This is a genomic window from Galactobacter valiniphilus (assembly GCF_003575975.1).
GTDB lineage: Bacteria > Actinomycetota > Actinomycetes > Actinomycetales > Micrococcaceae > Galactobacter > Galactobacter valiniphilus.
Map to the genome: position 1 here is coordinate 1 of NZ_QQXK01000034.1, position 22,567 is coordinate 22,567.

At 72.3% G+C, this 22,567-nt stretch carries 19 protein-coding genes; 6 read left to right on the plus strand and 13 right to left on the minus strand.

Going from position 1 to position 22,567, the window contains the following annotated elements:
- The 4 genes from DWB68_RS13905 to DWB68_RS13920 all read right to left on the minus strand — a co-directional run.
- A partial coding sequence (locus DWB68_RS13905) for an FAD-dependent oxidoreductase (protein ID WP_119425751.1) occupies nt 1-227 on the minus strand: 227 nt, incomplete at its 3' end.
- 67 nt (nt 228-294) lie between these two features.
- On the minus strand, nt 295-2,070 hold the full coding sequence (locus DWB68_RS13910; RefSeq protein WP_119425723.1) for a hypothetical protein: 1,776 nt from the start codon (nt 2,068-2,070) through the stop codon (nt 295-297).
- Between the two features lie 379 nt (nt 2,071-2,449).
- The gene (gene murJ, locus DWB68_RS13915; RefSeq protein ID WP_233548838.1) at nt 2,450-4,165 is read right to left on the minus strand and encodes a murein biosynthesis integral membrane protein MurJ; all 1,716 of its coding nucleotides are present in this window, start codon (nt 4,163-4,165) and stop codon (nt 2,450-2,452) included.
- Nucleotides 4,155-4,715 carry an NUDIX hydrolase gene (locus DWB68_RS13920; RefSeq protein ID WP_119425725.1) on the minus strand — a complete coding sequence of 187 codons (561 nt, stop codon included), beginning with the start codon at nt 4,713-4,715 and terminating at the stop codon, nt 4,155-4,157. The genes murJ and DWB68_RS13920 overlap by 11 nt, the downstream gene beginning before the upstream one ends.
- Nucleotides 4,716-4,875: 160 nt before the next feature.
- Between DWB68_RS13920 and DWB68_RS13925 the strand changes: the two genes are divergently transcribed.
- On the plus strand, nt 4,876-6,318 hold the full coding sequence (locus DWB68_RS13925) for a CCA tRNA nucleotidyltransferase (protein ID WP_233548840.1): 1,443 nt from the start codon (nt 4,876-4,878) through the stop codon (nt 6,316-6,318).
- A 576-nt stretch (nt 6,319-6,894) separates the two neighbouring features.
- The gene (locus tag DWB68_RS16325) at nt 6,895-7,038 is read left to right on the plus strand and encodes a hypothetical protein (protein WP_158588324.1); all 144 of its coding nucleotides are present in this window, start codon (nt 6,895-6,897) and stop codon (nt 7,036-7,038) included.
- 96 nt (nt 7,039-7,134) lie between these two features.
- On the opposite strand, the gene DWB68_RS13930 is transcribed toward DWB68_RS16325, so the two are convergent.
- The 6 genes from DWB68_RS13930 to DWB68_RS13955 all read right to left on the minus strand — a co-directional run bounded on the left by DWB68_RS13930 (nt 7,135) and on the right by DWB68_RS13955 (nt 14,688).
- Nucleotides 7,135-8,220 (minus strand): inositol-3-phosphate synthase, encoded by a 1,086-nt coding sequence (locus DWB68_RS13930; RefSeq protein WP_119425727.1) that lies wholly within the window; start codon nt 8,218-8,220, stop codon nt 7,135-7,137.
- Between the two features lie 152 nt (nt 8,221-8,372).
- A complete protein-coding gene (locus tag DWB68_RS13935; RefSeq protein WP_119425728.1) occupies nt 8,373-9,761 on the minus strand; it encodes a DUF6716 putative glycosyltransferase in 1,389 nt (462 codons plus the stop codon).
- Nucleotides 9,758-10,816: a hypothetical protein gene (locus DWB68_RS13940; protein WP_119425729.1), complete on the minus strand. Its 1,059-nt coding sequence runs from the start codon at nt 10,814-10,816 to the stop codon at nt 9,758-9,760. Before DWB68_RS13940 ends, DWB68_RS13935 begins: the two co-directional genes overlap by 4 nt.
- The gene (locus DWB68_RS13945; RefSeq protein WP_119425730.1) at nt 10,813-12,276 is read right to left on the minus strand and encodes a hypothetical protein; all 1,464 of its coding nucleotides are present in this window, start codon (nt 12,274-12,276) and stop codon (nt 10,813-10,815) included. Before DWB68_RS13945 ends, DWB68_RS13940 begins: the two co-directional genes overlap by 4 nt.
- A 1-nt stretch (nt 12,277) precedes the next feature.
- Complete coding sequence (locus DWB68_RS13950) at nt 12,278-13,702, minus strand: polysialyltransferase family glycosyltransferase (protein ID WP_119425731.1); 1,425 nt, start codon at nt 13,700-13,702, stop codon at nt 12,278-12,280.
- Nucleotides 13,699-14,688: a glycosyltransferase family 2 protein gene (locus tag DWB68_RS13955; RefSeq protein WP_119425732.1), complete on the minus strand. Its 990-nt coding sequence runs from the start codon at nt 14,686-14,688 to the stop codon at nt 13,699-13,701. Before DWB68_RS13955 ends, DWB68_RS13950 begins: the two co-directional genes overlap by 4 nt.
- A gap of 97 nt (nt 14,689-14,785) precedes the next feature.
- Between DWB68_RS13955 and DWB68_RS13960 the strand changes: the two genes are divergently transcribed.
- Entirely contained in the window at nt 14,786-15,583 is a 798-nt protein-coding gene (locus DWB68_RS13960) for a nucleotidyltransferase domain-containing protein (RefSeq protein WP_119425733.1), read from the plus strand.
- Nucleotides 15,584-15,830: 247 nt separating this feature from the next.
- Here DWB68_RS13960 and DWB68_RS13965 read toward each other — a convergent pair whose 3' ends face one another.
- The 3 genes from DWB68_RS13965 to DWB68_RS13975 form a co-directional block, all read right to left on the minus strand.
- On the minus strand, nt 15,831-16,730 hold the full coding sequence (locus tag DWB68_RS13965; protein ID WP_119425734.1) for an N-acetylneuraminate synthase family protein: 900 nt from the start codon (nt 16,728-16,730) through the stop codon (nt 15,831-15,833).
- Between the two features lie 23 nt (nt 16,731-16,753).
- Nucleotides 16,754-18,052: an acylneuraminate cytidylyltransferase gene (locus tag DWB68_RS13970; protein ID WP_199700466.1), complete on the minus strand. Its 1,299-nt coding sequence runs from the start codon at nt 18,050-18,052 to the stop codon at nt 16,754-16,756.
- A gap of 157 nt (nt 18,053-18,209) precedes the next feature.
- Entirely contained in the window at nt 18,210-18,857 is a 648-nt protein-coding gene (locus tag DWB68_RS13975) for a hypothetical protein (protein WP_119425735.1), read from the minus strand.
- 134 nt (nt 18,858-18,991) lie between these two features.
- On the opposite strand from DWB68_RS13975, the gene DWB68_RS13980 reads away from it, so the two are divergent.
- From DWB68_RS13980 to DWB68_RS13990, 3 genes are read left to right on the plus strand one after another with little or no spacing between them, the layout of a single operon-like run.
- Nucleotides 18,992-20,737 carry a glycosyltransferase family 87 protein gene (locus tag DWB68_RS13980; RefSeq protein WP_199700467.1) on the plus strand — a complete coding sequence of 582 codons (1,746 nt, stop codon included), beginning with the start codon at nt 18,992-18,994 and terminating at the stop codon, nt 20,735-20,737.
- Complete coding sequence (locus tag DWB68_RS13985) at nt 20,734-21,669, plus strand: ABC transporter ATP-binding protein (RefSeq protein WP_119425753.1); 936 nt, start codon at nt 20,734-20,736, stop codon at nt 21,667-21,669. Before DWB68_RS13980 ends, DWB68_RS13985 begins: the two co-directional genes overlap by 4 nt.
- Complete coding sequence (locus DWB68_RS13990; protein WP_119425736.1) at nt 21,666-22,559, plus strand: hypothetical protein; 894 nt, start codon at nt 21,666-21,668, stop codon at nt 22,557-22,559. Before DWB68_RS13985 ends, DWB68_RS13990 begins: the two co-directional genes overlap by 4 nt.
- The last annotated feature ends 8 nt before the right edge of the window (nt 22,560-22,567 follow it).

Consider the following 22,567-nt stretch of genomic DNA (forward strand, 5'->3'; position numbering starts at 1 on the left):
AAGCCCGGGAAGTTCTCCACCTCGGTGGTCTTCATGAGCTCGCCGCCGGCCTCAACGGAGCCGGCGATGACCAGCGGGGACAGGTTGGCGCGCGCCGTGTAGATCGCGGCCGTGTACCCGGCGGGGCCGGAACCAACGATAATGACGTCGCGCACGGCGTCGGTGTTCTGAGCGGCCACGTGAGCCTGCCTTCCTCGCTTGTTCAATCCGCCCCGAGCGGGGCGCATCTTCTCTGTGTGTCGTAACGGTCCGGTGCGCGGCGCTATTCCCACGCGCCCCTGCTCACCGGGCCGGTCAGGAGACCTTGATCTCGGAGACCTGGAAGCCGTAGGGGCGATCGGCCGAGCTCGGGGAGGCCAGGCGCGGCAGCTCCGAGACGGTGATGAAGACGTACTGCCCCTTGACCGGCTGGCCGCCGTTCACGGTGGGAGCCTCGAGCGTGGCGCCGGAGAAGGAGCCGGAGAACACGTCCTTGGCGGCGGAGGCCGACGGCGTGTCACCCACCGACACCTGGACCTCGCCTCCGGTGCCGCCGAGGCCGCTCATGGTCACGGAGGAGACGTCGGTCGCCTTCTCGAGTTTGACCATCAACGTGAACTCCTTGAAGAAGTTGCCGAAGGTCGGGGTCTTGTAGGAGTACGTGGAGAAGCGCGTGGACGACTGGCCGTCTGCGGCGTTGCTCGGCGAGGTGCGCCCGGCGTCGAAGAGATTCGACCACTGCGACTCGGCCGGGGCCACGAGCTCGGCGGAGGCCACCTTCGGCTTCGGGGCCGCCGGGGCCTCGCTGCTGGCGTCGCCGCTGCCGCTCGTGGAGGGGGCCGCGGAGGTGGCCGAGCTGCTCGGACCGGCGGTGGGCTGAGCGCCACCACCGCCGAGGGCCTTGACGGCCACCACCACGCCGCCGATCAACACGGCGACGAGCACGAGGCCGACGAGCAGGCGGGTCCAGCGATGGGAATCGGCGTCCTCGCGCTGCCCGGATCCGGCGGAGGCGGGGACGCGGGCCAAGACGTCGTCGGCCGCGGCGGCCACGCGCGCGCCGTCCGTGGCGCCGTCGGCGACCCCGGTCGCGCCGGGGCCGGCTTGCGCCGAGGCCCGGGACGCCTGCGCGGCAGCGGCGGCCGCAGCACCGGCGGCGGCCTCGCGCGGGAAGCGCGACGCGGCGCGGGCCTCGGAACCGCGCTCGGCCGCGGCCCGAGCGGCCTGCTCGTCGCTCGCGAGCTGGGATCCGGGAGCCGCGGCCGGGGTGACCGGCGGCGGCACGGGGGCGCCGACGGGCGGCAGGGGAGTGACGGGAGGGACGATCGCGGACGGCCGGGTGGAGTCGTCCTGCGGCACCGGCGCGGTCAGTTCGGTGACGGGCTCCGTCCGGGCGGGCGCGGCGTCCTGGGCCGCCTCACGGGCCCGCGTGGAGGCCTGGGCGGCCTCGGCTGCCGACTGCGGCGCGGCGGCGAAGGGGCCGGTCGGCGGTGCGGCGTTGCCCGCGTCCGCCACGGCGGCGTACCCGGCCGGGCCGGCGGCCTCGGGGCTCGAGGGGTCGACGAGCGGCGTGGGCGCGGTGGCCGGCGCGGCGTCGACGTCGAAGGGCTCGTCGGAGCGCTTGCCGAAGAGGCGCCCCAGGAGCGGGCGACGCTGCTGCTCGGCGGCCAGCTCCTGGTAGTACTCGGCGTCGTCCTCGTACACCTGCGGCTCCAGGCTGCGCGGCTCGCCGAAGATCTCCTGGCCGAGGGTGTCGGTCTGGAAGGGCTCGATGTACGGAGCGTCGGCCTCGATGACGAGGTCAAGCAGCGAGGTCGGATCGCAGAGATTGGCGATCAGGTACGTCGAATCGGCGTTGAGGCCGAGGTCGAGCACCTGCACCTCGGAGGGGCGCGTTCCCATGGCGATCTCGCGGGCGCTCACGGCCATGCGCGTGGCGTTGGCCGGCGCGGCGACGAGCAACGACACCGGGCGGTTGAGGACCTGGTCGGTGCCGTCGAAGACCATGTCGCCCTCGGCCGTGGCGACGACCTCGGCGGTGACGAGGTAACGGCCACCAAGCGTGGACCCGACGGTGATCTCTGCGGACACGTGCGTCTCCTTGAGGGGGGAATGCTGGACGGGGTCGCCCCCGATCTGTCCATGCTACCGGCCACCCCTTCAAGGACGCGGTTCCCCGGGTCGCGTTGCGAGCAGGGCCACGTTGTGGCCGGGTACGCCAGGGGCGGGCCGGCCGTTCGCGCAGCGCTCGCGGCGTCATGCGGCGGTCCACCAGCACCCAAAGCCCGCCGGCGCGGAGCCGGCGGGGAAGCTCGCTGAGGCGGGGCGGCCGGGGGTGAACCGGCACCTCCGACGGCCCGACGGCGTCGTCGTGCGTTGGCGGGCGCGACGCGCCCTGGGTGCCCTTCCGGGCACCCAGGTGACGGCACCCCCAGCGCCGGTCGGGCGACCCCGACCCGGCAGCCCCGGATCAGCGGCGGCGGGGGCCGCCCGGCAGGCGCCGGGCGAGCGGGCCCATGAAGTCCTCGAGCTCGGAGACGTGGGCGAAGCGCAGCAGGAAGAGGTAGATGACGCCCATGGTCAGGCCCGTCGCGACGATCGAGAGGATCGCCGGACCATAGCCGTTCCACGCGAAACCGAAGTCGAAGCCGCCCATGAACCACAGGACCACGGCGCCCGCGGCGCCGGAGAAGGCGGCCATGACGCCGATGCGGATGTACGCGTCCATGACGCTCACGGCCCCGTAGCCGCCGAGACGGCGCTTCACGGCCCAGTGGGCCAGGAGCGCCTGCGCCACGTTGGTGACGGCGTAGATGATGGCCAGCGCGTACGCGATCTGCGTGGCGGGCACCAGGAAGGAGGCGGCGGTGGCCAGGGCCAGGCCCAGGACGGCGTAGCCGCTCTGGATGAGCATGGGCGTGCGGGTGTCCTCCTGCGCGTAGAAGGTGCGCTGCAGGAAGAAGGTGTAGGACTTGGCCGGCAGTCCGAGTGCCGTGAGGGCGATGAGGATGCCGATCGCCGCGCCGGCGTCGTTGGCCGTGGCGGCGGCGGTGCCGCCGAAGAGCCGGCCGAGGGGGCCGGCCAGGACGATGAAGCCCACCGTGAAGAACATGATGGGCACCGCCGTGGTGCGCAGGCCCTTGTTCAGCATGGCACCGACCTCGTGCTGGCGCCGGTCGGTGAAGGCGTGGGAGAGCTCGTTGAAGAGCACCGTGGCCAGGGACAGCGCGAAGATCGAGTGCGGCAACACGGTGATGAGCTGCGAGATGTTCAGGGCCGCCTCGCCGGGCACCGAGGCGCCTGCCGCGCCCATGCTCTTGCGGGCCTCGGTCGCGGCGGAGACGAGCTTGCCGAAGTAGAGGTTGGTCAGGTTGCCGATGATCATGGCGGCGAGCGTCCAGGCGGCCATCTTGCCCACGTGCTTGAGGCCGATGCCGCGCCAGGAGAAGTCGGCGCGCAGGCGCAGGCCCAGCTTGCGCAGGGGCCAGATGAGCACGAGCGCCTGCACGGCGATGCCGAGGGTGGCCCCGCCCGCGAGCAGCACGGTCTGCGCTGTGCTCCAATCGCGCAGCTGCGTGGCGGGGGCGCCGTGGTAGCCCTGGAAGATCAGGATGAACGCGCCGAGCAGGATCAGCTGCAGCACGTTGTTCGCGACGGGCGCCCACATGTAGGCGCCGAAGCGTCCGTGGGCATTCAGGACCTGCCCCAGCACGGCGTAGAGCCCGTAGAAGAAGACCTGCGGCATGCACCAGTAGGTGAAGATCGTGCCGATGTGCAGCAGCTCGGTGCTCCACCCGGAGGAGAGCGCCCGCAGGATCCACGGCGAGGCCAGGGTGAGCAGCGCCGTGATGATGCCCATGACCACCACCGTGAGGGTGATGAGCTTGGACGTGTAGGAACCGCCCCGATCCGCTGCCTTGGAGGCCTTGATCAGCTGGGGGACCAGCACCACATTGAAGATGCCGCCCGCGAGCAGCATGAAGATGATGGTGGGGACCGTGTTGGCCTTCTCGAAGGCATCCGCCACCGAGGAGACGGAGCCGATCGCGATGGCCAGCAGGAAGGTGCGGACAAAGCCGAGCACGCGTGAAACGAGCGTGCCGGAGGCCATGAGTGCCACGGCCCGATTGCGCTTCACCGGCGCCGCGCTTGCTGCTGCGCGTTCGGCGAGTGGTTCAGAGGCCATGCGATTGGATGACCTCCCGGGCCAGGTCAGCGATTCTGCGTTCGTTGGGGAAGGACAGGCGGCGCGGCAGATCGCGCAGGGGCACCCACGCGACGTCGACGGCCTCGTGGTCCGGGTCCTTCTCCGTGGTCAGCTCGCCGCCGGTGGCGATGAGCAGGTAGTGGTGCACGGTCTTGTGCACGCGATACTGCGGCACGGTGAACCAATAGTCGATGGAGCCAAGGGTCGCGACGATCTGACCGGAAATCCCGGTCTCCTCCTCGACCTCGCGCACCGCCGCCTCGCGGTGGGTCTCGTTCCCCTCGGGGTGGCCCTTGGGCAGGCACCACTCGAGCCGGCCGCCGCGGTTGTACCGGGCGATGATCGCCACGGAGACGTGCGGGGAGTGGGGGTCGATGACGATGCCGCCGGCCGAGACCTCCTCCAGCGTGGGGATGCCGGCCGCGGCTTGCGCCGCCCGGTGCACGGAGCGCGTGGCCCGTGACCTCTCCCACGCGAGCGCCGCGGTCAGCGGCGTCCGCTTGCGCGGGTCGGGGACGGGGTGACTCATGCCCTTCACTCTAGTGGGTGGGCGTGCGGGGGGAGGGAGGCTGAAGCGCACGACGACGATGCGCCCTCCGCCTGGGTGCCTCGGGCTCGATCGCCCGCCGCGGCGCGGCGTGTGTCACCTCGGGCCGCCGCGGGCGGCCCGAATCTGGGAGGATAGGCGGGTGAATCCCGCACCCGCAGCGAACTCGTCCCTGCCCGCAGCCCTGCCCGCCGTGGCGATCGAGCTGGGGGAGCGTTTCGCGCAGCGCGGATACGAGCTGAGCCTCGTGGGCGGCCCCGTGCGCGATCTCTTCCTGGGCCGGGAGGCGCCCGACCTCGACTTCACGTCGAATGCGAACCCCGATCAGATCCTCGACACGATCGAGGGCTGGGCCGAGGCCACGTGGGACGTGGGGCGCGAGTTCGGCACCATCGCCATGCGCCGCGGCGACGATCAGATCGAGATCACGACCTACCGCGCCGACGTCTACGACGAGGATTCCCGCAAGCCGCACGTCCGCTTCGGCACGCGCCTCGAGGACGACCTCGCGCGCCGCGACTTCACCGTGAACTCCATGGCGATCCGCCTGCCGGGCGGCGAGCTCGTGGACCCCTTCGACGGCCGGGGCGACCTGGCGCTGGGGTTGCTGCGCACGCCGTCGGGCCCCGAGATCTCCTTCTCCGACGATCCCCTGCGCATGATGCGCGGCGCCCGCTTCGTCTCCCAGCTCGGCTTCGAGGTGGCGGCCCCCGAGCTCGCCGCGATGGAGTCCATGGCCTCGCGCCTGGAGATCGTCTCGGCGGAGCGCGTGCGCGACGAACTCTCCAAGCTGCTCCTCGGCGCGCATCCCGATCGCGGCATCGACGTCATGGTCTCGACGGGCCTGGCGGATCTGGTCATCCCCGAGGTGGCGGCGCTGCGCCTGGAGAAGGACGAGCATCACCGCCACAAGGACGTCTACGAGCACTCCCTGACCGTGCTGCGCCAGGCGGCCGAGCGCGAGGGCGGCCCCGAGGATCCGGTGCCCGGCCCCGATCTGGTCCTGCGCCTCGCCGCGCTCATGCACGACATCGGCAAGCCGGACACGCGCCGCTTCGAGAGCGGCGGAGCCGTGTCCTTCCGCCATCACGACGTGGTGGGCGCCAAGCTGGCCCGCAAGCGCCTGAAGGCCCTGCGCTTCGACAACGACACCGTGAAGGCCGTGGCCCGCCTCGTGGAGCTGCACATGCGCTTCTACGGCTACGCAGACGCCGGCTGGTCGGACTCGGCCGTGCGCCGCTACGTCACCGACGCCGGCCCGCTGCTGCACCGCCTGCACCTGCTCACGCGCTCCGATGTGACCACGCGCAATCGCCGCAAGGCCGAGCGCCTCGAGTTCGCCTACGACGACCTCGAGGCCCGCGTCGAGGAGCTCGCCGCGCAGGAGGAACTGGACGCGATCCGTCCCGATCTGGACGGCGGCGCCATCATGGCGGCCCTCGGCATCAAGCCCGGCCCGCTCGTGGGCCGCGCCTATTCCTTCCTGCTGGAGCGCCGCCTCGATCGCGGTCCGGCGAGCGAGGAGCAGGCGCTCGCCGAGCTGCGCGAGTGGTGGGCCCAGCAGCCCGAGAGCGCCGAGGCCTAAACGGCGCCGCCGCGGCGGTGACCGCGGCGTTCACCACAAAGTCATGCAAGAAAAACCCGCCCCCGGCTTTTGCCTGGGGCGGGTTTGCTGTTACCGTTTAACTCGTGATCGGGAGTTCCCAATGGGAAACGCGGTCGCAGGCCAACTACACAACTTCGCCGTAGACCCCGACAAGGTCGCTTGCGGCCCGAACCCAGCCATAAGGAGGTGGGACCAGATGATGAATATCCAGATCGGCTTCTATGCCGGAGCTCTTCGTGGATTCAATCCGTCCGTGCGCGATCGCGCCGGGATTGCCACCGTCACCTCCCCCACCTCGGTCCTGGGTTCGCTCTGATCAGCAGCTTCTGATCGCGCGCCGCAGGCGCACCACCGGTAGCGACCGGATCCGAGGCGGGATGAATTCCCACACTTTCAGCCTCATCGACAGGATTCATCGGTCATGGCCCGCAGCACCACTCTCACCGCACCCACCCCCAGCGCTCACCGCACCGAGCTGATCTTTGCCGGCCCCGCCGTGCTCAGGCAGCCGCAAGATGCGCTCGTCCGCCTGCCCAAGAAGGGAGGTGAAACGCGATGAAGCACCGCCAGAATGCCCGCAGCCGGTTCAAGACCGGCACCCCGTGGCATCCAGCCCCCGAGGTTCCCGGCACCGAGCGCGCCGAGAGGCTGCGCCTTGAAATGGAGACGCAGCTATGGACCGCTCGCTCGTTCCGCTGACGGACGCCCGTCGGCAGTTTCCGAGAAACGCAAAGGCCGCGCAGGCCATGAAGCCTGCGCGGCCTTCGCGCGTCCGGGGTCAGCCCCGGCGCGTGATCAGCGCTCGATCTCGCCGCGGATGAAGGCCTCGACCTTCTCCTTCGCGATGTCGTCGTTGTACTGCTCCGGCGGGGACTTCATGAAGTACGAGCTCGCCGAGAGGATGGGGCCGCCGATGCCGCGATCCAGGGCGATCTTGGCGGCGCGCACCGCGTCGATGATGACGCCGGCGGAGTTCGGGGAGTCCCAGACCTCCAGCTTGTACTCGAGCGAGACGGGGGCGTCGCCGAAGTTGCGGCCCTCGAGGCGCACGAAGGCCCACTTGCGATCGTCCAGCCACGCCACGTAGTCCGAGGGACCGATGTGGACGTCGTCCTCGGCCAGCTCGGCCGAGGTGTTGGACGTGACGGCCTGCGTCTTGGAGATCTTCTTGGACTCCAGGCGCTCGCGCTCGAGCATGTTCTTGAAGTCCATGTTGCCGCCGACGTTGAGCTGGTACGTGCGATCCAGCGTGACGCCGCGATCCTCGAACAGCTTCGCCATGACGCGGTGCGTGATGGTGGCACCGATCTGCGACTTGATGTCATCGCCCACGATCGGCACGCCGGCCTCGGTGAACTTGTCGGCCCACTCCTTGGTGCCGGCGATGAAGACGGGGAGGGCGTTCACGAACGCGACGTGCGCGTCGATGGCGCACTGGGCGTAGAACTTGTCCGCCTCCTCGGAACCGACCGGGAGGTAGGAGACCAGGACGTCGACCTTGGCGTCCTTGAGGGCCCGCACCACATCGACCGGGGCCTCGGTGGACTCCTCGATGGTCTGGCGGTAGTACTTGCCCAGGCCATCCAGGGTCACGCCGCGCTGCACGGTGACGCCCGTGGTGGGCACGTCGGCCAGCTTGATGGTGTTGTTCTCGGAGGCGTTGATGGCCTCGGAGAGGTCAAGGCCCACCTTCTTGGCGTCCACATCGAACGCGGCAACGAACTGGACGTCGTTCACGTGGTAGTCGCCGAACTGGACGTGCATCAGTCCGGGAACGGTGGTATTCGGGTCGGCGTCGCGGTAGTACTCGACGCCCTGCACCAGCGAGGACGCGCAGTTGCCCACGCCGACGATGGCGACCCGGAGAGGATGATCCGACACGAAATCGTCTCCTTGGAATGTCTTGATTCGCTCGACGCGCGCCGTGCTTGGACCGTCATGGTCAAGGCAGGCGCGCGCACAGTTGGAATCCAGTCTAGTCCAGGGAGCCTGTGAGCCGACGTGACGGACGCCCCACGCGGCCGGGGCCCTCCCTAGCCGGTCACCTGTCGCAGCAACTGCGAGGCCCGCAGGACCGGCTGGGGCAGGCGCGTGCGCAGGCGGGCCCGCCAGGCCCGGGAGCGCGCCCGCGCGATGATGGCGGGATCTTGGCTCAGCTCCCCGCGGCGCGCGCGCTCGGCGAGCTCGGCCAGCGCGGCCCCGGCGTCCGGCCAGGCCCGGCCGTCGGCGGAGGGGGTGTGGAAGTAGTTGCGTTGGGCCCAGCCGGGCTCCAGCGTCGGCAGGCGTAGGGCGCGCACCTCGGCGAGGGTGGTGAGCAGGCCCGAGCCGGTGAAGAGCGAGTTCAGGAGCCGCTCCGAGACGCCGAAATCGCTCAGGATGGCCACGGGGAGCCCGCGATCGATGGCCTCGATGGCTGCGGTCGAGGACACCGTCACGAGGGCGGTGCCCGGGGTCAGGAGCGGTGCGAGCGGCCCGGCCTCCCACGAGAGCTCGTTGCCGCGGACGAGCCCCTCGGCGATCAGCTCGTCCCAGAGGGCGTCATAGGGGAACGCCTCGCGGTGCGTCTGCGGCTCCCCCCGGCGCGCCCGCAGCTTGAGAACGGCGTCCACCCCGGGCCGCTCGCGCGCGCACGCCGCGAGCTCCAGCAGCACGCGGCGACGCTCCTCCCGCTCGAAGGGCATCTTGGCCTGGGCAGCGAACACGAGCCGCGTCACGGGTGCCTCGTTGGTGGCGGGAGGGGCGTGGTGATGAAGCATGGGGAGCCGGGCCAGGGCCATGGCCGGTGGCACGAGATCCTCGGCGGCGGCCGGCACGGCGGGGGAGGACTTCTCCTCCTCGGGCAGCGGAGCGTCGGCCGGATCGGGGCCGTCGTCGGCCGGCCGTTCCGGGTCCGGACCCTCGGCACCCGCGGCGTCCGGGGCGTCGTCGGGCACCGGCCCCACGCCCGTGAGCCCGCCCACGGGCAGGACGAGCGGCGCGGCCGGCAGGCCGCCGAGCCGCGCGAATTCCTCGCCTTCGGCGAGGGAATGCACCAAGAAGAGGTCGCTGAGCTCGCGGAAGGTGAGCGCGAGGCGCGTGGCGGGCAGGGCGATGCCCGGCAGCGCCGTCACGAGCGCCGGGCGGCGCGGCGAGCCGCTCCACTGCAGGAGCACCTCGCGGGCCACGGGCCCGGTGGCGGCGACCAGCACGACGTCGGGCGCCGGGTTCGCGTTGGCGGCGAGCCGCTTGAGCGGGAGGACGGCCGGGGTCCGACCCTGCAGGAAGGTGCCCTCGAGGGCGGCGCGCGTCTGCACGCTGGTGGGCTGCACGGGGGAGCGCACCACCATCACCTGGCGCCGCCACTGGGGCAGGTGCTCCAGGAAGTGGACGGCGTACTTCAGGTACGAGTCGGAGTCGGCGATGGCCAGGATGGTGCCGCTCACTCGGCGCTCCTTGGGGACGGGGACAGGACGGAGGACTGCAGGTGGGCCCGCAGCTCGGGGGACGCCGCGGCGGTCCACCAAGCGTCCGGAACCCGGCTGCCGTGCACGCGCACGTCCCGGCCACCGAGCAAGAGCCGCAGCGACGGGATGGCGGTGGAGGGCAGGGCCTGCACGCGCTGCCCCGGGAAGAGGCCGCGCAGGCGCATCTCCACCGGGACGGTATTGGGGCGCACCGTGATGCGCGGGTGCGCGGCGAGCCGCGCGAGGGCGTCCCCGCGCTCGCGGCGGTGCGGGAAATAGGAGAGCGGCCCCTCCTCGGTGAGTGACTCGACCCAGCGCAGGTACGGCTCCTCGCGGATGAGGCCGTCGGCGGCGAGGGCCGAGCCCACCACCATGGTGGGCTCGGAGAAGGTCTCCTCCACGGGCTGGGCGCGCAGCCACTCGAAACGGTGCCCCTCCACGGCCACGCCCACGTCGGCCAGGCGCCTCCGGAGCGCCTGTGGCAGCGGCATGGCGGTCACGACGAGCACCTTGCCCGCCGCGGCGCGCGCCCGCGTGAGGTGCCACATGGCCAGGCCGAGCGCCCGGCGCTGACTGCCGCCCGGCGCGCTCTGGCGCACGAGCGGCACCGGCTTCTCCGAGGCGAGCTGTTCCAGCAGGGCCAAGGTCGCGAGGCCGTCGTCGATGATGACGAGCTCGCGCTCGCCGAGCGGCGCCAGGAGGGCGCGCTGGACCTGCCCGGAGTGCAGATCGCCCACGCCCCAGCGGTGGTGGTGCGAGCCCCAGGCCGCGCCGAGCCCGCCGATCCCCTCGCGCAGCACGACGCCCGCGGGCAGCGCCCGCTCCAGCGTGGTTCGCGTCGATTCGAGGCCGGCGACGCCGGGGCGCAGGTTCACTGCCGTCGCGTCGCCCGTGAGGCCGGCCGTGTGCGCCTCGATGGCGCTGAGCAGCTGGAGCGGTGACTCCACCCAGAAGGTGGCGCGCCCGTGACGGGGGCGGGCGACGGCGCGGGGCGCGGCGGGGTGGGCGCGGCGCGGCGCGGGAAGCTGGCTCATGCGTTGCTGCCTCGCTGCCACCAGCGGCGCAGGCCGGAGGCCGCCCCCACGGCCAGGCCGGAGGCGGCGCCGACCACGCCGCGCGGCGTGGAGTGAGCGGGGAGGGGGATGCTCCGGGGCGCGGCGTCATCCTGCGCCGCGCCGCGGGTGCCCCGGCGGCTCGGGCCGCCGCGGCGACCGGCCGGCGGGGTCGCCTGCGACGTCGGGGAACCGGCTCGGGGTGTGCCCTGGGGACCGGAGCCCGGCGGGGTCCGCGGGCTCGGCGTCGCGGCGGCGTCGGCCTCGTCGAGGTGCAGCGACTTCGCGAGCCGGGTGGGCACATAGGCGCTGCGCAGGGCGGGCGAGTGCAACAGGGTGCGGGTCGCGGAGGGGCGCAGAGCGGACAACCGTTCCGGGGCCACGGCAAACGCGACGGCGTCGAGGAGCTGCTGCAGGGTGTCGCCAGCGCCGTCCTCTTGCTCCTCGGGGAGGGGAACGCCGCGGCGCAGCACGGCGTCGGTCAGGGCCAGCCGGGGCCGCCGCGCGTCGCACAGCGAGGCCAGGCGCGGCAGGAGCCGACCCGTCGCGACCGATTGAACGCGCTCGCCGCCGTGGGCGCGCAGGGCCAGGAGCCAGGGCTCGTCCACGGACAGGGTGAGCGCTGGAGCCACGAGCAGGTGCGCCACCGCGGCCGGCAGATCGGTGGGCAGGACGGCGCAGGCGAGCCCGTCCTCGGCGGCGGCCTCCGCCAGCCGCAGGGCGTCGGCGCGCCCGGTGCCGGGGCCGGGGAGGAACGCGAGCGCGCGCAGGCCGGTGTCGAGCGCGGCGTCCACGAGCCGGCCGGCCAGCCGCTGGGCCTCCGCCTCGGCGAGCGGCCCGAGCTCCGGCAGCTCCGTGCCGAGCACGAGCGCCGTGCGTTCCCCGGCGGAGCGCCACTCCTGGATGCGGCGCGGGGCCGCCACGGCGCCGGCCCAGGCCGCCGCCGCCTCCCGCAGCGCGGGGAGCGGCACCGGATGCCGGCGCAGCGTATCCCCGCGCTCGCGCAGCAGCACGGGGCGCAGCCCCGGGATGAGCTCGGCAAAGACGAGGTCGGTGATCCGCTCGAGCGTGCGGCGGGAGAGCTGGGAGGGGGTGGGGCTGGGAGCCCGCCCCCCGTCGTCGAGCAGGACGAGGCGGGCCTTGCCCGCCGTCGTGGCGAGGCGCTCGGCGGAGGCCGCCGCCGCGGCGTCAAGCACCACCACGGACGGGGCGAGGGAGCGGACGACGGCGGCCGCATCCGCGCGGGGGCCCAGGTCCAGGCACGTGTCCGAGGCGGGCAGGCGCAGGCCGGCAGCGATGGCCTCGCCCACCCCACGCCCCGCCGCGGTGCGCGAGTCGAAGACGATGACCCGGTCGCTGGACGCCGGAAGCACCCCGGCCGCCGTGGCGGCGAGCAGGGTCAGCAGCCCCGAGGGGCTCGCGGCGTGCAGCAGGAGGCGCATCTCAGGCTCGCTTGGACCAGGTCACGAGGCGGGAGCCCACGGCGGCGGCGGCGCGGCGCGAACCGCGACGCAGGCCGTCCGGGTCGGAGGCGCCGCGCACCACGCTGAGGACCTTGTTGGCGATCTCCTCGTTCTTGATGATGCCGTGCACGGCGCGATGGGCACGGCCGGGGGAGGACGGCGAACGGTGGGGCAGGCCGAGGGCCCGCAAGCGGCGCTGTTTGACGTAGCGATCCCTCAGCCCGGGCTCGGCGGCCAGGAAGCGCAGCGCCGTCGAACGCAGCTCGGGCAGCTGCTCCGAGCGCATCGCGTAGGCGATCGAGTCGATGAGGGCCTGCAGCCGGGCAGGATCCTCGGCGAGCCCGGCGTCCGCTCCGTCGCCGTAGAGGGCATCGGAGAGCACCAGGGGGACACGATTGGAGTTCTCGAAGGGGGCGAGCGCGTGCAGGAGGGGCCCCGTGCCCACGGCGCGCACCGGCACGGAGCCGAGGGCCCGTAGCGTGGCCAGCGTCGTGGAGAAGAAGGACACGACCCCCACGGGGGCGAGCCAGGAGGCCACCACCTCCGCCGGCACGGCGTCGTGGATGAAGCTCACCTGAACACCGGCGCTGCGCGCCGCGGAGTGGAAGGAACCGATCGACGAGGCCGAGGCGGCCGGATGCGGCTTGAACACGATCCTGCGCGCGCCGAACTCGAGCGCCGCCTCCAGCAAGAGGCGAGAGTGCTCGGCCTCGTGCTCGGGTGTCAGCAGGCCGAGGTCGCTCAGGTACTGGCCGACGACGAGCACCGTGGGCTCGGCCGCGTCGATGACGCCCTGCAGCGCGGGGCTCGGGGCGAGCGCGCCGGCCCAGGCGTCGATGAGCCGGGCGAAGGGTTCGAGGGGCGCCGCGACGAGGCGCGGCGAGGCCTCGGCAAGCAGGGCCGGCGAGAGGCCAGGTACGAGGTCGAGATAGACGAGCGTGCGCACCCGCTCGAGGATCTCCGGCGCGAGGCGATTGCGCGTGGGGCCGTAGCTCATGAGCCCGTCGGCATGCACCACGAGCGGGGAGGACGCGAAGACGGCGGCGAGGGCGCGGGCCGGGTTGACCTGCAACGACTCCAGGTAGAGCGTCACGTCTTCCTCGCCCAGGCCCCACGCCGCCCGCAGGAGCGTCTGAAACAGCGGTTGCTCCAGCCGGCGCGGGGCGAACTGGTGCGGGCGCAGCGGCCACAGGGCCGCGCCGAAGTCCACGACGTCGTCGAAGTCGGCGGCGAGGGCCTCGAAGCCGGCGGCCTCGCGCAGCGACGGCACGAGCTCCGGCTGGCGGGCCGAATCGACGAGCAGGAGCACGCGACGCTCGCCGTGGGTGTCGATGCTCCCCGAACGGAGCATGGAGCTCAGTGAGGCGACTTGATACAGGGTGGAGGCCTCGAAGACGTGGATCATGACGACACCGCCTTGCCCTGGAGGGCGAGCCACGGGCGCAGGACCCTGGCGCGGCGCGCGTCGACCTCGTCGAAGGCCTCGCGGAGGACCTCGGCGGGCAGGAGGGCCGAGGTCTCGCCGATGCTCTGGCGCATGCGGCGGCGCAGCTCGGGGGTCATGGCGCGGGAGCGCTCGAGCTGGTGAGCGCTGACCCCGAGGAGCTGACGGGCGACCTTGGGCAGGAAGCGCTCGGCCTCGAAATCCGCGGCGACGGCCTCGATGGCCAGGGCAAAGGCGCGCGTGAACTGCAGCTGCCGCTCGTCGAGGATCTGGGTCAGGGTGCCGCCGCCGCCGCGCCGGTACAGGATGCCGGGGGAGTCGACGACGGCGAGCGAGGAGGTGCCGAGGAAGAGCCGCCAGATCCAGGGGCGATCCTCCGCGGTGTGCAGGCCGTCGCGGAAGCGCACGAGGTCAAGCTCCTCGTGCACCCGGCGGTGGAAGAGGCCCGCCCACGCGTACGGGTAGTCGATCAGGGTGGTGCGGGTGGCGGGAAGGATGGTGTCGCGGGGGACCAGGGGCACCGAGCGCAGGCCGTGGGGGGCGCGGCGCGGCTTCCGGGTCCCCGCATGCTCCTCGATCAGGTCGGTGCGGACGAAGTCGACGCCGAGCGTGTCAAGGCTGTGCAGGAGCGAGGCGAGGTGCCCGGGGGCGAACCAGTCGTCGCCGTCCATGAAGCCCAGGGTGCGGCCCTGCGCTGCCGCGAGTCCGGTGTTGCGCGCCTCCGAGAGGCCACGGGGCTGCTCGTGCCGCAGCACGGTGAGGCCGGGGAGGGCGGGGGCGTACTCGGCGGCGACCGCGGCGGGATCGTCCACGGAGCCGTCGTCGACCAGGAGGACCTGCAGGCGGGACGGATCCTCGAACTGCCGCGTGAGCGAGGTCAGGGCGTCGCGCAAGAGGGGCGCTTGATCGCGGACCGTCACCACCAGGCTGACATCGTAGGAGGGCATGCCCTGGACGCTACGAGGCCGACATGGCCCCTACTCCACGCCAAGGTGAACGCGAGGCAAAGCGCTCGCCCAGGCGCCGGGGGTAGTCTCCGGGGGCATGCGCACCGTCCCAGCCTCCCTTGACCCAGGCGTCGTCGCCGGCATCGACGAGCGGCTCTCCGGCGTGGAGGCCGCCCACGGCGTGCGCGTGCTCTGGGCCATCGAATCCGGATCGCGCGCGTGGGGCTTCCCCTCGCCGGACAGCGACTATGACGCCCGCTTCCTGTACCTGCGCCCCGCCGCGGACTACCTGTCCCTGTGGCCCGTCCGGGACGTCATCGAGACGCCGCTTGACGCCGTCTTCGACGTCAACGGTTGGGACCTGGCCAAGGCCGTGCGTCTGATCGTGAAGGGCAACGCAGCGGCCCTCGAGTGGCTGCGCTCGCCCATCGTGTATTTCGGGGACGCCGCGTTCAGGGATCGTGCCCTGGCGCTCGCCGAGCGGGTGACGCGGCGCGAGGACCTCGGCCGGCACTACCTGCACGTGGCCCGCCAGCAGCGCCTGGGCCGGGCCAATCTCAAGCGCTTCTTCTACGTGCTGCGCCCGGCAGCCGCGCTGCACTGGCTCGCCGAGCACCCGGACCGCATCCTGCCTCCCATGGACCTGCCCACGCTGCTCGCCGAGGCGAACCCCGGCGCCGCCGTCCGCTCGGCGGCGGAGGGGCTCATCGCGCTCAAGTCCCGCACCCGGGAGATGGGGGCCGGGGAGGTGCCGGCGGTCTTGGCCGAGTTCGTGGAGCGCGAGCTCGCCCGCGCCGTGGTCTTCGAGGCCGCCGGGGAGGATCCGGCCGAGCGGGCAGCAGCGCGGCGCGACGCCGACGCGTTCTTCCGCGCCGAGCTGGCCCTGAGCAACTGAGCCCGCTGCCCCGTTTTTCACCCCCTCGCTGACTTTGCACCCCCTCGGCGTTTCTGCACCGTCCCGGGGACGGTGCAACGACGCCGCGGGGGTGAGAATCCGGGCACGGGGGTGAGAATCCGGGGCCGCCCACCCCAGCACGGCGGAACGCCGGGCCGCCCCGCGAAGGGGCGACCCGGCGTCGTCGAGCACTTCGGCTCGGCGGGCGGTGCCTACACTCGCCGCCCGCCGAGCCCGTCGGGCACGCTCAGGCGTCCACGCGGCGCAGGCGCGAGAGTGGGGCCAGCTCGCCCGGGAAGACGCGCTTCACGCCGTCGCCCAGGGCGTCCTGGAGGATGCGGATGTCGCGGATGAGCGAGGCGAAGCCCTTGGGCTCGAGCGACGCGGCCTGGTCCGAGCCCCACATGGTGCGATCCAGCGTGATGTGGCGCTCCACGGTCACGGCGCCGAGCGCCACGGCCGCGAGGGAGATCTGCAGGCCGCGCTCGTGGCCCGAGTAACCCACGGGCACCTGGTAGCGCTCGCGCAGGGTCTCGATCATGCGCAGATTGGCCTCCTCGGCCGGCAGCGGGTAGGTCGAGGTGGCGTGCATGAGCACGAGCTTGTCGGTGCCGAGGGTCTCCACGGCCTTGTCGATCTGCTCGATCGTGGACATGCCAGTGGAGAGGATGATCGGCTTGCCCGTCTCGCGCAGGGCGGTGAGCAGCTCGATGTCGGTGACCGAGGCGGAGGCGACCTTGTGGGTCACGGCGCCGAGGTTCTCCATGAACTCCACGGAGGGCACGTCCCACGGGGAGGCGAAGGCGTCCAGGCCGCGCTCGGCGGCGTAGGAGAGGAGCTCCTTGTACTGGGACTCGTCGAACTCCACGCGGTAGCGGTAGTCGAGGTAGGTCATGTCGCCCCACGGGGTGGAGCGGATCTTGTCGCGCATGTCCTGGGGGGTGGAGATCTCCGGCGTGCGCTTCTGGAACTTCACGGCGTTGGCGCCGGCCTCGGCGGAGATGTCGATGAGCTGCTTGGCCACCTCGATATCGCCGTTGTGGTTGATGCCGATCTCGCCGATCACGTAGACGTCCTGGTCCGGGCCAAGGAGGTTCTCGCCGATCTGCACGGGCTGGGTGGCGCGGGTGGAATCGATGGTGGTCATCGCGTGTGCCTTTCTTAAGGGACTCACGCGGTCGCGGTCGCGACCGGGGAGGTGTGGAGTTCCGGCGCCGGGGCGGCGCCGGGATGAACGTGAGAGAAGGGGGTGCCCGACGGCGCGGCCTGGGCCGCCGCTCGACCGGCGAGCACGCGCTCGCAGGCCTCACGGACGGCGCCGTGGCCGCCGCTGGCGGCCAAGGTCAGGCGGGCCTCGGCGAGCACCTCTGGGCGGGCGTCCGCCACGGCGAGGGGCCAGCCGACGAGGCGCAGCGCGGGCAGGTCGTTGACGTCGTTGCCGAGGTAGGCCACGCGCCGTGGGTCGAGGCGGTGCTCCCGCATCCATTCGCGCAGGGCGCCGGCCTTGTCGGCGATGCCGTGCAGGACGGGGACGCCGAGCTTGGCGGCGCGGGCGCTCACCACGGGGTTGACCTCCGTGGAGAGGATGAGGAGGGGGACGCCGGCGCGGGTCAGGCGGGAGACGCCGAGGCCGTCTCCGCGATTGACGCGCACGGTCTCCGTGCCGTCCTGGCTGACGTACGCGGCGTCGTCGGTGTGCACGCCGTCGAAGTCGGTCACGAGCGCGTCCACGTCCAACAGCGCGGCGGAGCCGGCGGCGTGGGCGCGGCGCGCGGCCAGCTCGGAGACGGCCTGGAGGTCCTCCAGGGTGTCGATCTCCGGCGCGGTCCAGGCCGGCACCTCGAGGATGTCGATGGTGCCGAAGAAGCGATGGCGGCAGGCACGCAGTCCGGAGGTGCGCATGGCGTAGAAGGCGCCCGTCTCCCGGTACTGGGGCGCGCGGTCCTGGCGGCGCGGGCGGTGCGCTGCCTCGTGCCCCACGGCAAGCACGTTGCCCGCGGTGTCTCGAGTCCAGAGGAAGCCGTGGTCCTCCACGGCGGAGAAGCTCACGTCGGCGGAGCCGACAAGCACGCGGCGGATGGCCTCGTCCAGATCGGCGGGGTCGATGAAGGGGGAGGTGCACTGCAGGAGCACCGTGATGGTGGGCTGCGGCTGCCCGTTGGCGGCGAGGGTGTCCAGCGCGTGGAGCACGGCGGATTCGCTGCTCGCCGTGTCGCCGGAAAGCTCGTCGGGGCGCTCCACGATGCGGGCGCCGGCGGCGACGGCCTCGCGGGCGATCCCGGCGTGGTCGGTGCTCACGAGGACGTCGGTGACGAGGGCGGCCGCCCTGGCCGCGTCAACGGCCCTGGCCACGAGCGAGCGGCCGGCCACGGGCCGCAGATTCTTGAGGGGGACACCCTTGGAGCCACCCCGGGCCGGGATGACGACGACCACGCGGTCGGTGCGGTGGGTGTGCTCTGCTGCGTTCACGTCCACGACGCTAAGGAGCCAGGGTGACGCCCACACCGGGGCTGGGTGAATGCCAGGTGACGAAGCCGAACACTTTGCGTCACCCGGCCCGCGCAAACGGGCCGCCCCCCCTTTAAGCAAGGGACGGCCCGTTCGCGAGCGGTGGATCAGCGGCGGATCAGTAGGTGCCGGGAATGTACCCGCCCTTGCAGGCCGAGATCAGTGCGGAGGACTTGCGGTAGTCGCCAGTGGCGCTGGTCATCTCCTTCATGAGGTCCACCATGCCCTTGGAGTCGCGCTCCTTCATGGCGGTGCCCATCTTCTGGTTGAAGTTCGCCAGGGCAGAAATGGCCGTCTTCACCTCCGCGATGGTGGCCTTGGCCTCGAGCGCCTTGAGCTGCTTGGCGCGCGTCAGGTAGCTCTCGTAGGCCTTGTCGGAGGGGAGCGACGAGTCGCGGTACAGCATGGCGTCGCGGGCCGAGGAGCAGACGGCCTTGTCGGCGTTCCACTTGTCGGTGGGGCTGTACGGGCGCTCGCTCCCCGTCGGGGTGGGCACGGGTGCCTCGGAGGATTCCGTCGGGAACGGGTCGTCGGAGGACTCGGTCGGGAAGGGATCGTCCGAGGACTCGGTCGGGAAGGGGTCCTCGGAGGACTCCGTGGGGACCGGGGTGGTGCTTGACGGAGCGGGCGGATCCACCGTGGTGGTGATGGTCGGCACGTCGATCGACGGGGCAGCCCCGGTCACGCCGACGCCCGGGACACCCGGCACCCCTTCGCCGGCGGCGCACGCCGTGACGGCGAGCGCGAGCACTCCGACGGCTGACAAGGACAAGAAACGCGGCAAGGTCTTTTTCATGGGATGTTCCCCTCGACATCGAGCATGAGTTGCTGACGGCGTCAGGATACATCCAATCCTTGGTAAAAGGACCCCCGGCCCGCCTCCCCCGTAGGCTGGGGCGCATGTCGAGCCAGGATCCCCAGGGACATCACCGCCGCGGTCCGCTGCGCATCACGGTGCCCAGCCGCAACGATGCGTTCCTTCGCTCCCTCGTGGGCGCCATCGGCGGCCCGCTGGGCCGCCGCACGGAGCCGGGCGTCGTGAGCCCCGGATTCTGGCGGGTCGAGCGCGTGCTGCTCGTCATCGTGACGGTCTTCGGCCTGCTGGCCGTGCTCTCCAAGGACGTGTGCAGGCAGAACGGCTGGGGCGGCGCCCAGAACGCCTTCGTCGGCATGTGTTACTCCGACTGGACGGCGCTGTGGGGCGGCCGCGGCTTTGCCGCCGACCCCTGGGCGCCCTTCACCGGCTCCTCGGGGGAGCCCTTCGAGTACCCCGTCCTCATGTCTGGCATCGCCTCGGTGGTCTCGCTGCTCGTGCCGCGCTCGCTCGAGCCGGGCCAGCAGCTGCTGGCCTACTTCGACATCAACACCTTCCTGGCCGTGGCGCTCTGGGCCGTGGTGGTCCTCGCCGTGGCCAAGTCCTCCGGGCGCCGGATCTGGGACGCCGCGATCGTGGCGGCGAGCCCGGCCATGCTCTTCGCGCTCACGGTGAACTGGGACATGTGGGCCGTGGCCATGCTGGCGCTCGGGCTCCTGGCCCTCGGCCGCGAGCACCCGTGGTTGGCCGGCGCGCTCATCGGCCTGGGCGCCGCGACCAAGCTCTACCCGGCGCTCGCGCTGGGCGCCCTGCTCGTCATCGCGATCCGCACGGGCATCTACAAGCCCTTCTTCAAGGTGGCGGCGGGCGCCGCCGCCGCGTGGCTCGTGGTCAACGTGCCCTTCGCGATCGCGTCCTTCGATCGCTGGTGGACCTTCTACTCCTTCAGCGGCAGCCGCGGCGCTGGCAACTCCTCCGTCTATCAGGCGTGGGACCTCTCGGTGGGCCGCTGGCTGCCCGCCCTGCAGACCACCCCGAGCGCCATCACGATCATCGGCTTCGCCGCCTTCGCACTGGCCTGCCTCGGCATCCTCGCGCTCGGCATCACGGCGCCGCAGCCGCCGCGCGTGGCCTCGCTCGTCTTCCTCGTCGTTGCCGCCTTTGTGCTGGTCGGCAAGGTCTACTCGCCGCAGTTCGTGCTCTGGCTCGTGCCGCTCGCTGCGCTCGCGTACCCCCGCTGGCGCGCCCTGCTGACGTGGCAGCTCTTCGAGGTGGCCCACTTCGCCGGCATCTGGATGTACCTCTACATGCACTCGGGCGACGAGAACGCCAAGGGCCGCTTCCCCGACGAGCTCTTCGTGCTCCTGATCCTGGGCCACATGGTCTCGCTCGGCTGGATCTGCTTCCTCGTGGTGCGCAGCGTCCTGCGCCCCGAGACCGACCCCGTGCGCCGCGTGGGTCTCGTGGATCCGCTCGGCGGCCTCTTCGCCGGGCGGGACGCCTACCCGCCCAAGCGCCCCGCGCCCGCCCCGATGCCGGGCGCGCGCCACGCAGCGCCGCTCACGGCCCCCGTTGCCGTGCCGGTCGGCGCGGTGCCGCTGGGGGCCGGGGCCCCCGCCGAGGCACCCGGCACGCCGCCCGCCGTCGTGCCCTCGCTCGAGGACGCCCCCTCCCTGGAGGGGGCGGCGGACGCCGCCCCAGTGCCCGACGCCGCCCCGGCAGCGGGTGCCCCCTCCCCCTCGCGGGGGAGGAACGGCCGGGAACCGAGCCGGGGGATCATCCCTCCGGGTCATGACCGGGCGGGCCCGGGGCCGATAGCGTGGGCGGCATGATCGAGATCAGCCACCTGAGCAAGGACTATGGGGGAAAGGCCGCGCTGAGCGACGTCTCCTTCACCGTGCAGCCGGGCCAAGTGACGGGCTTCCTCGGCCCCAACGGCGCCGGCAAGTCGACCACCATGCGCATCCTCATGGGGCTCGAGACCGCCTCGAGCGGCACCGCCACCATCATGGGCCGCCCCCTCGCGCAGCACCCGGCGCCGCTGCGCACGGCGGGAGCGCTGCTGGACGCGCGCTCGCTGCACCCGGCCCGCAAGGCCCGCACCTCGCTCCTGGCGCTCGCCGACTCCAATGGCCTGCCCGCCCAGCGCGTGGACGAGGTCCTCGAGCTCACGGGCCTGGGCGCCGTCGCCGACAAGCGCTCGGGCGGCTTCTCCCTCGGCATGGGTCAGCGCCTCGGCATCGCCGCCGCGCTGCTCGGAGACCCGCAGGTCCTCCTCTTCGACGAGCCGGTCAACGGCCTGGATCCGGAGGGCGTGACCTGGGTGCGACGGCTCTGCCGCGACCTGGCCTCCCAGGGGCGCACCGTGCTGATCTCCTCCCACCTCATGTCGGAGATGGCCCAGACCGCCGACCGCGTGGTGGTGATCGGCCGCGGCCGGATCCTCGCCGACGCCTCGCTCGAGGAGTTCACCTCGCGCCTCGGCGAGAACCACGTGCTCGTGGGTGCCTCCGACACCACGGCGCTCGGCAACGCGCTGCACGCAGGCGGCGCCGATGTGCGCCGGCTCGACGCGAACCGCCTCGATGTGCGCGGCTTCGACGCCGCCCACGTGGGCCGCGTGGCCTTCGAAACGCAGGTCATGCTCAGCGAACTCACGCAGGTGAAGACCTCCCTCGAGGACGCCTACCTGCGCCTCACGGCCGCAGAGGTCGAGTACCGCTCCGGGGTCCAGACCCCCCAGCCGCAGGAGGTCCTCCGATGAGCGTCCAGGGTGCGTACACGCGCGATACCGTCCCCGAGAACCCGAGCCTGGCCGGCGCCCGCGTCACCTTCTGGCGCGTGCTGCGCTCCGAGTGGCGCAAGCTCTGGTCGCTGCGCTCGGCGACCATCCTGTTGCTCTCCGGCGCCGTGGTCATGGTGCTCTTCTCCGCCGGCGTCTCGTTCGCGATCGGCTCGCAGGCCGGCGAGTACGAGGTCAAGGCCCCGTGGTTCCTCGTGGCCCAGATGGGCGGGTTGGGCCTGCAGATCGGCGCCCTGCTCGTCGCGGCAAACGCCGTGGTGCAGCTGGCCGGCGAATACACGACCCACACCGCCGTCAGCAGCTACAGCGCCGTGCCGCGGCGCGGGCTCGTCTACGGCGCCAAGGTGCTCCTGCACGCCGTGCTCGGCTTCGTCTTCGGCACCGCCATGTACGCCCTCGCGAGCCTCGTGTCCGCCCTGGCCTTCAACCTGACCGGGATGGGGGCGCAGAGCGATGGTCGCATGCTGAACGAGGCCCTCATCTCCGGCCTCTACGTCATGGTGATCGTGTGCATGGCGCTGGGCCTCGGCGCCCTCATGCGCAACACCACGGGCGCTGTGGTGACCGTGGCCGTCTTTGTCTACGTCATCAGCAATGTGCTCGTGGGCCTGGCCTTCATGGGCAACAAGTTCGTCGGCTGGATCAGCAATCACCTGCCCACGGCCGCGGTGGACGCCCTGCGCCCCTCCGCGAGCCTGCTCTCCGGCGCCACGACGGAGGACATCGAGGCCGCCGGCATGACCGCCGTGGATCGCCTCGCCACGTGGGACGTGTGGCTCATGATCGGCTTCTGGGTCATCGTTCCGCTCGTGCTCGGCTACGTCGCAACCGTGCGCCGCGCGGTGCGGTGACCGCCGCC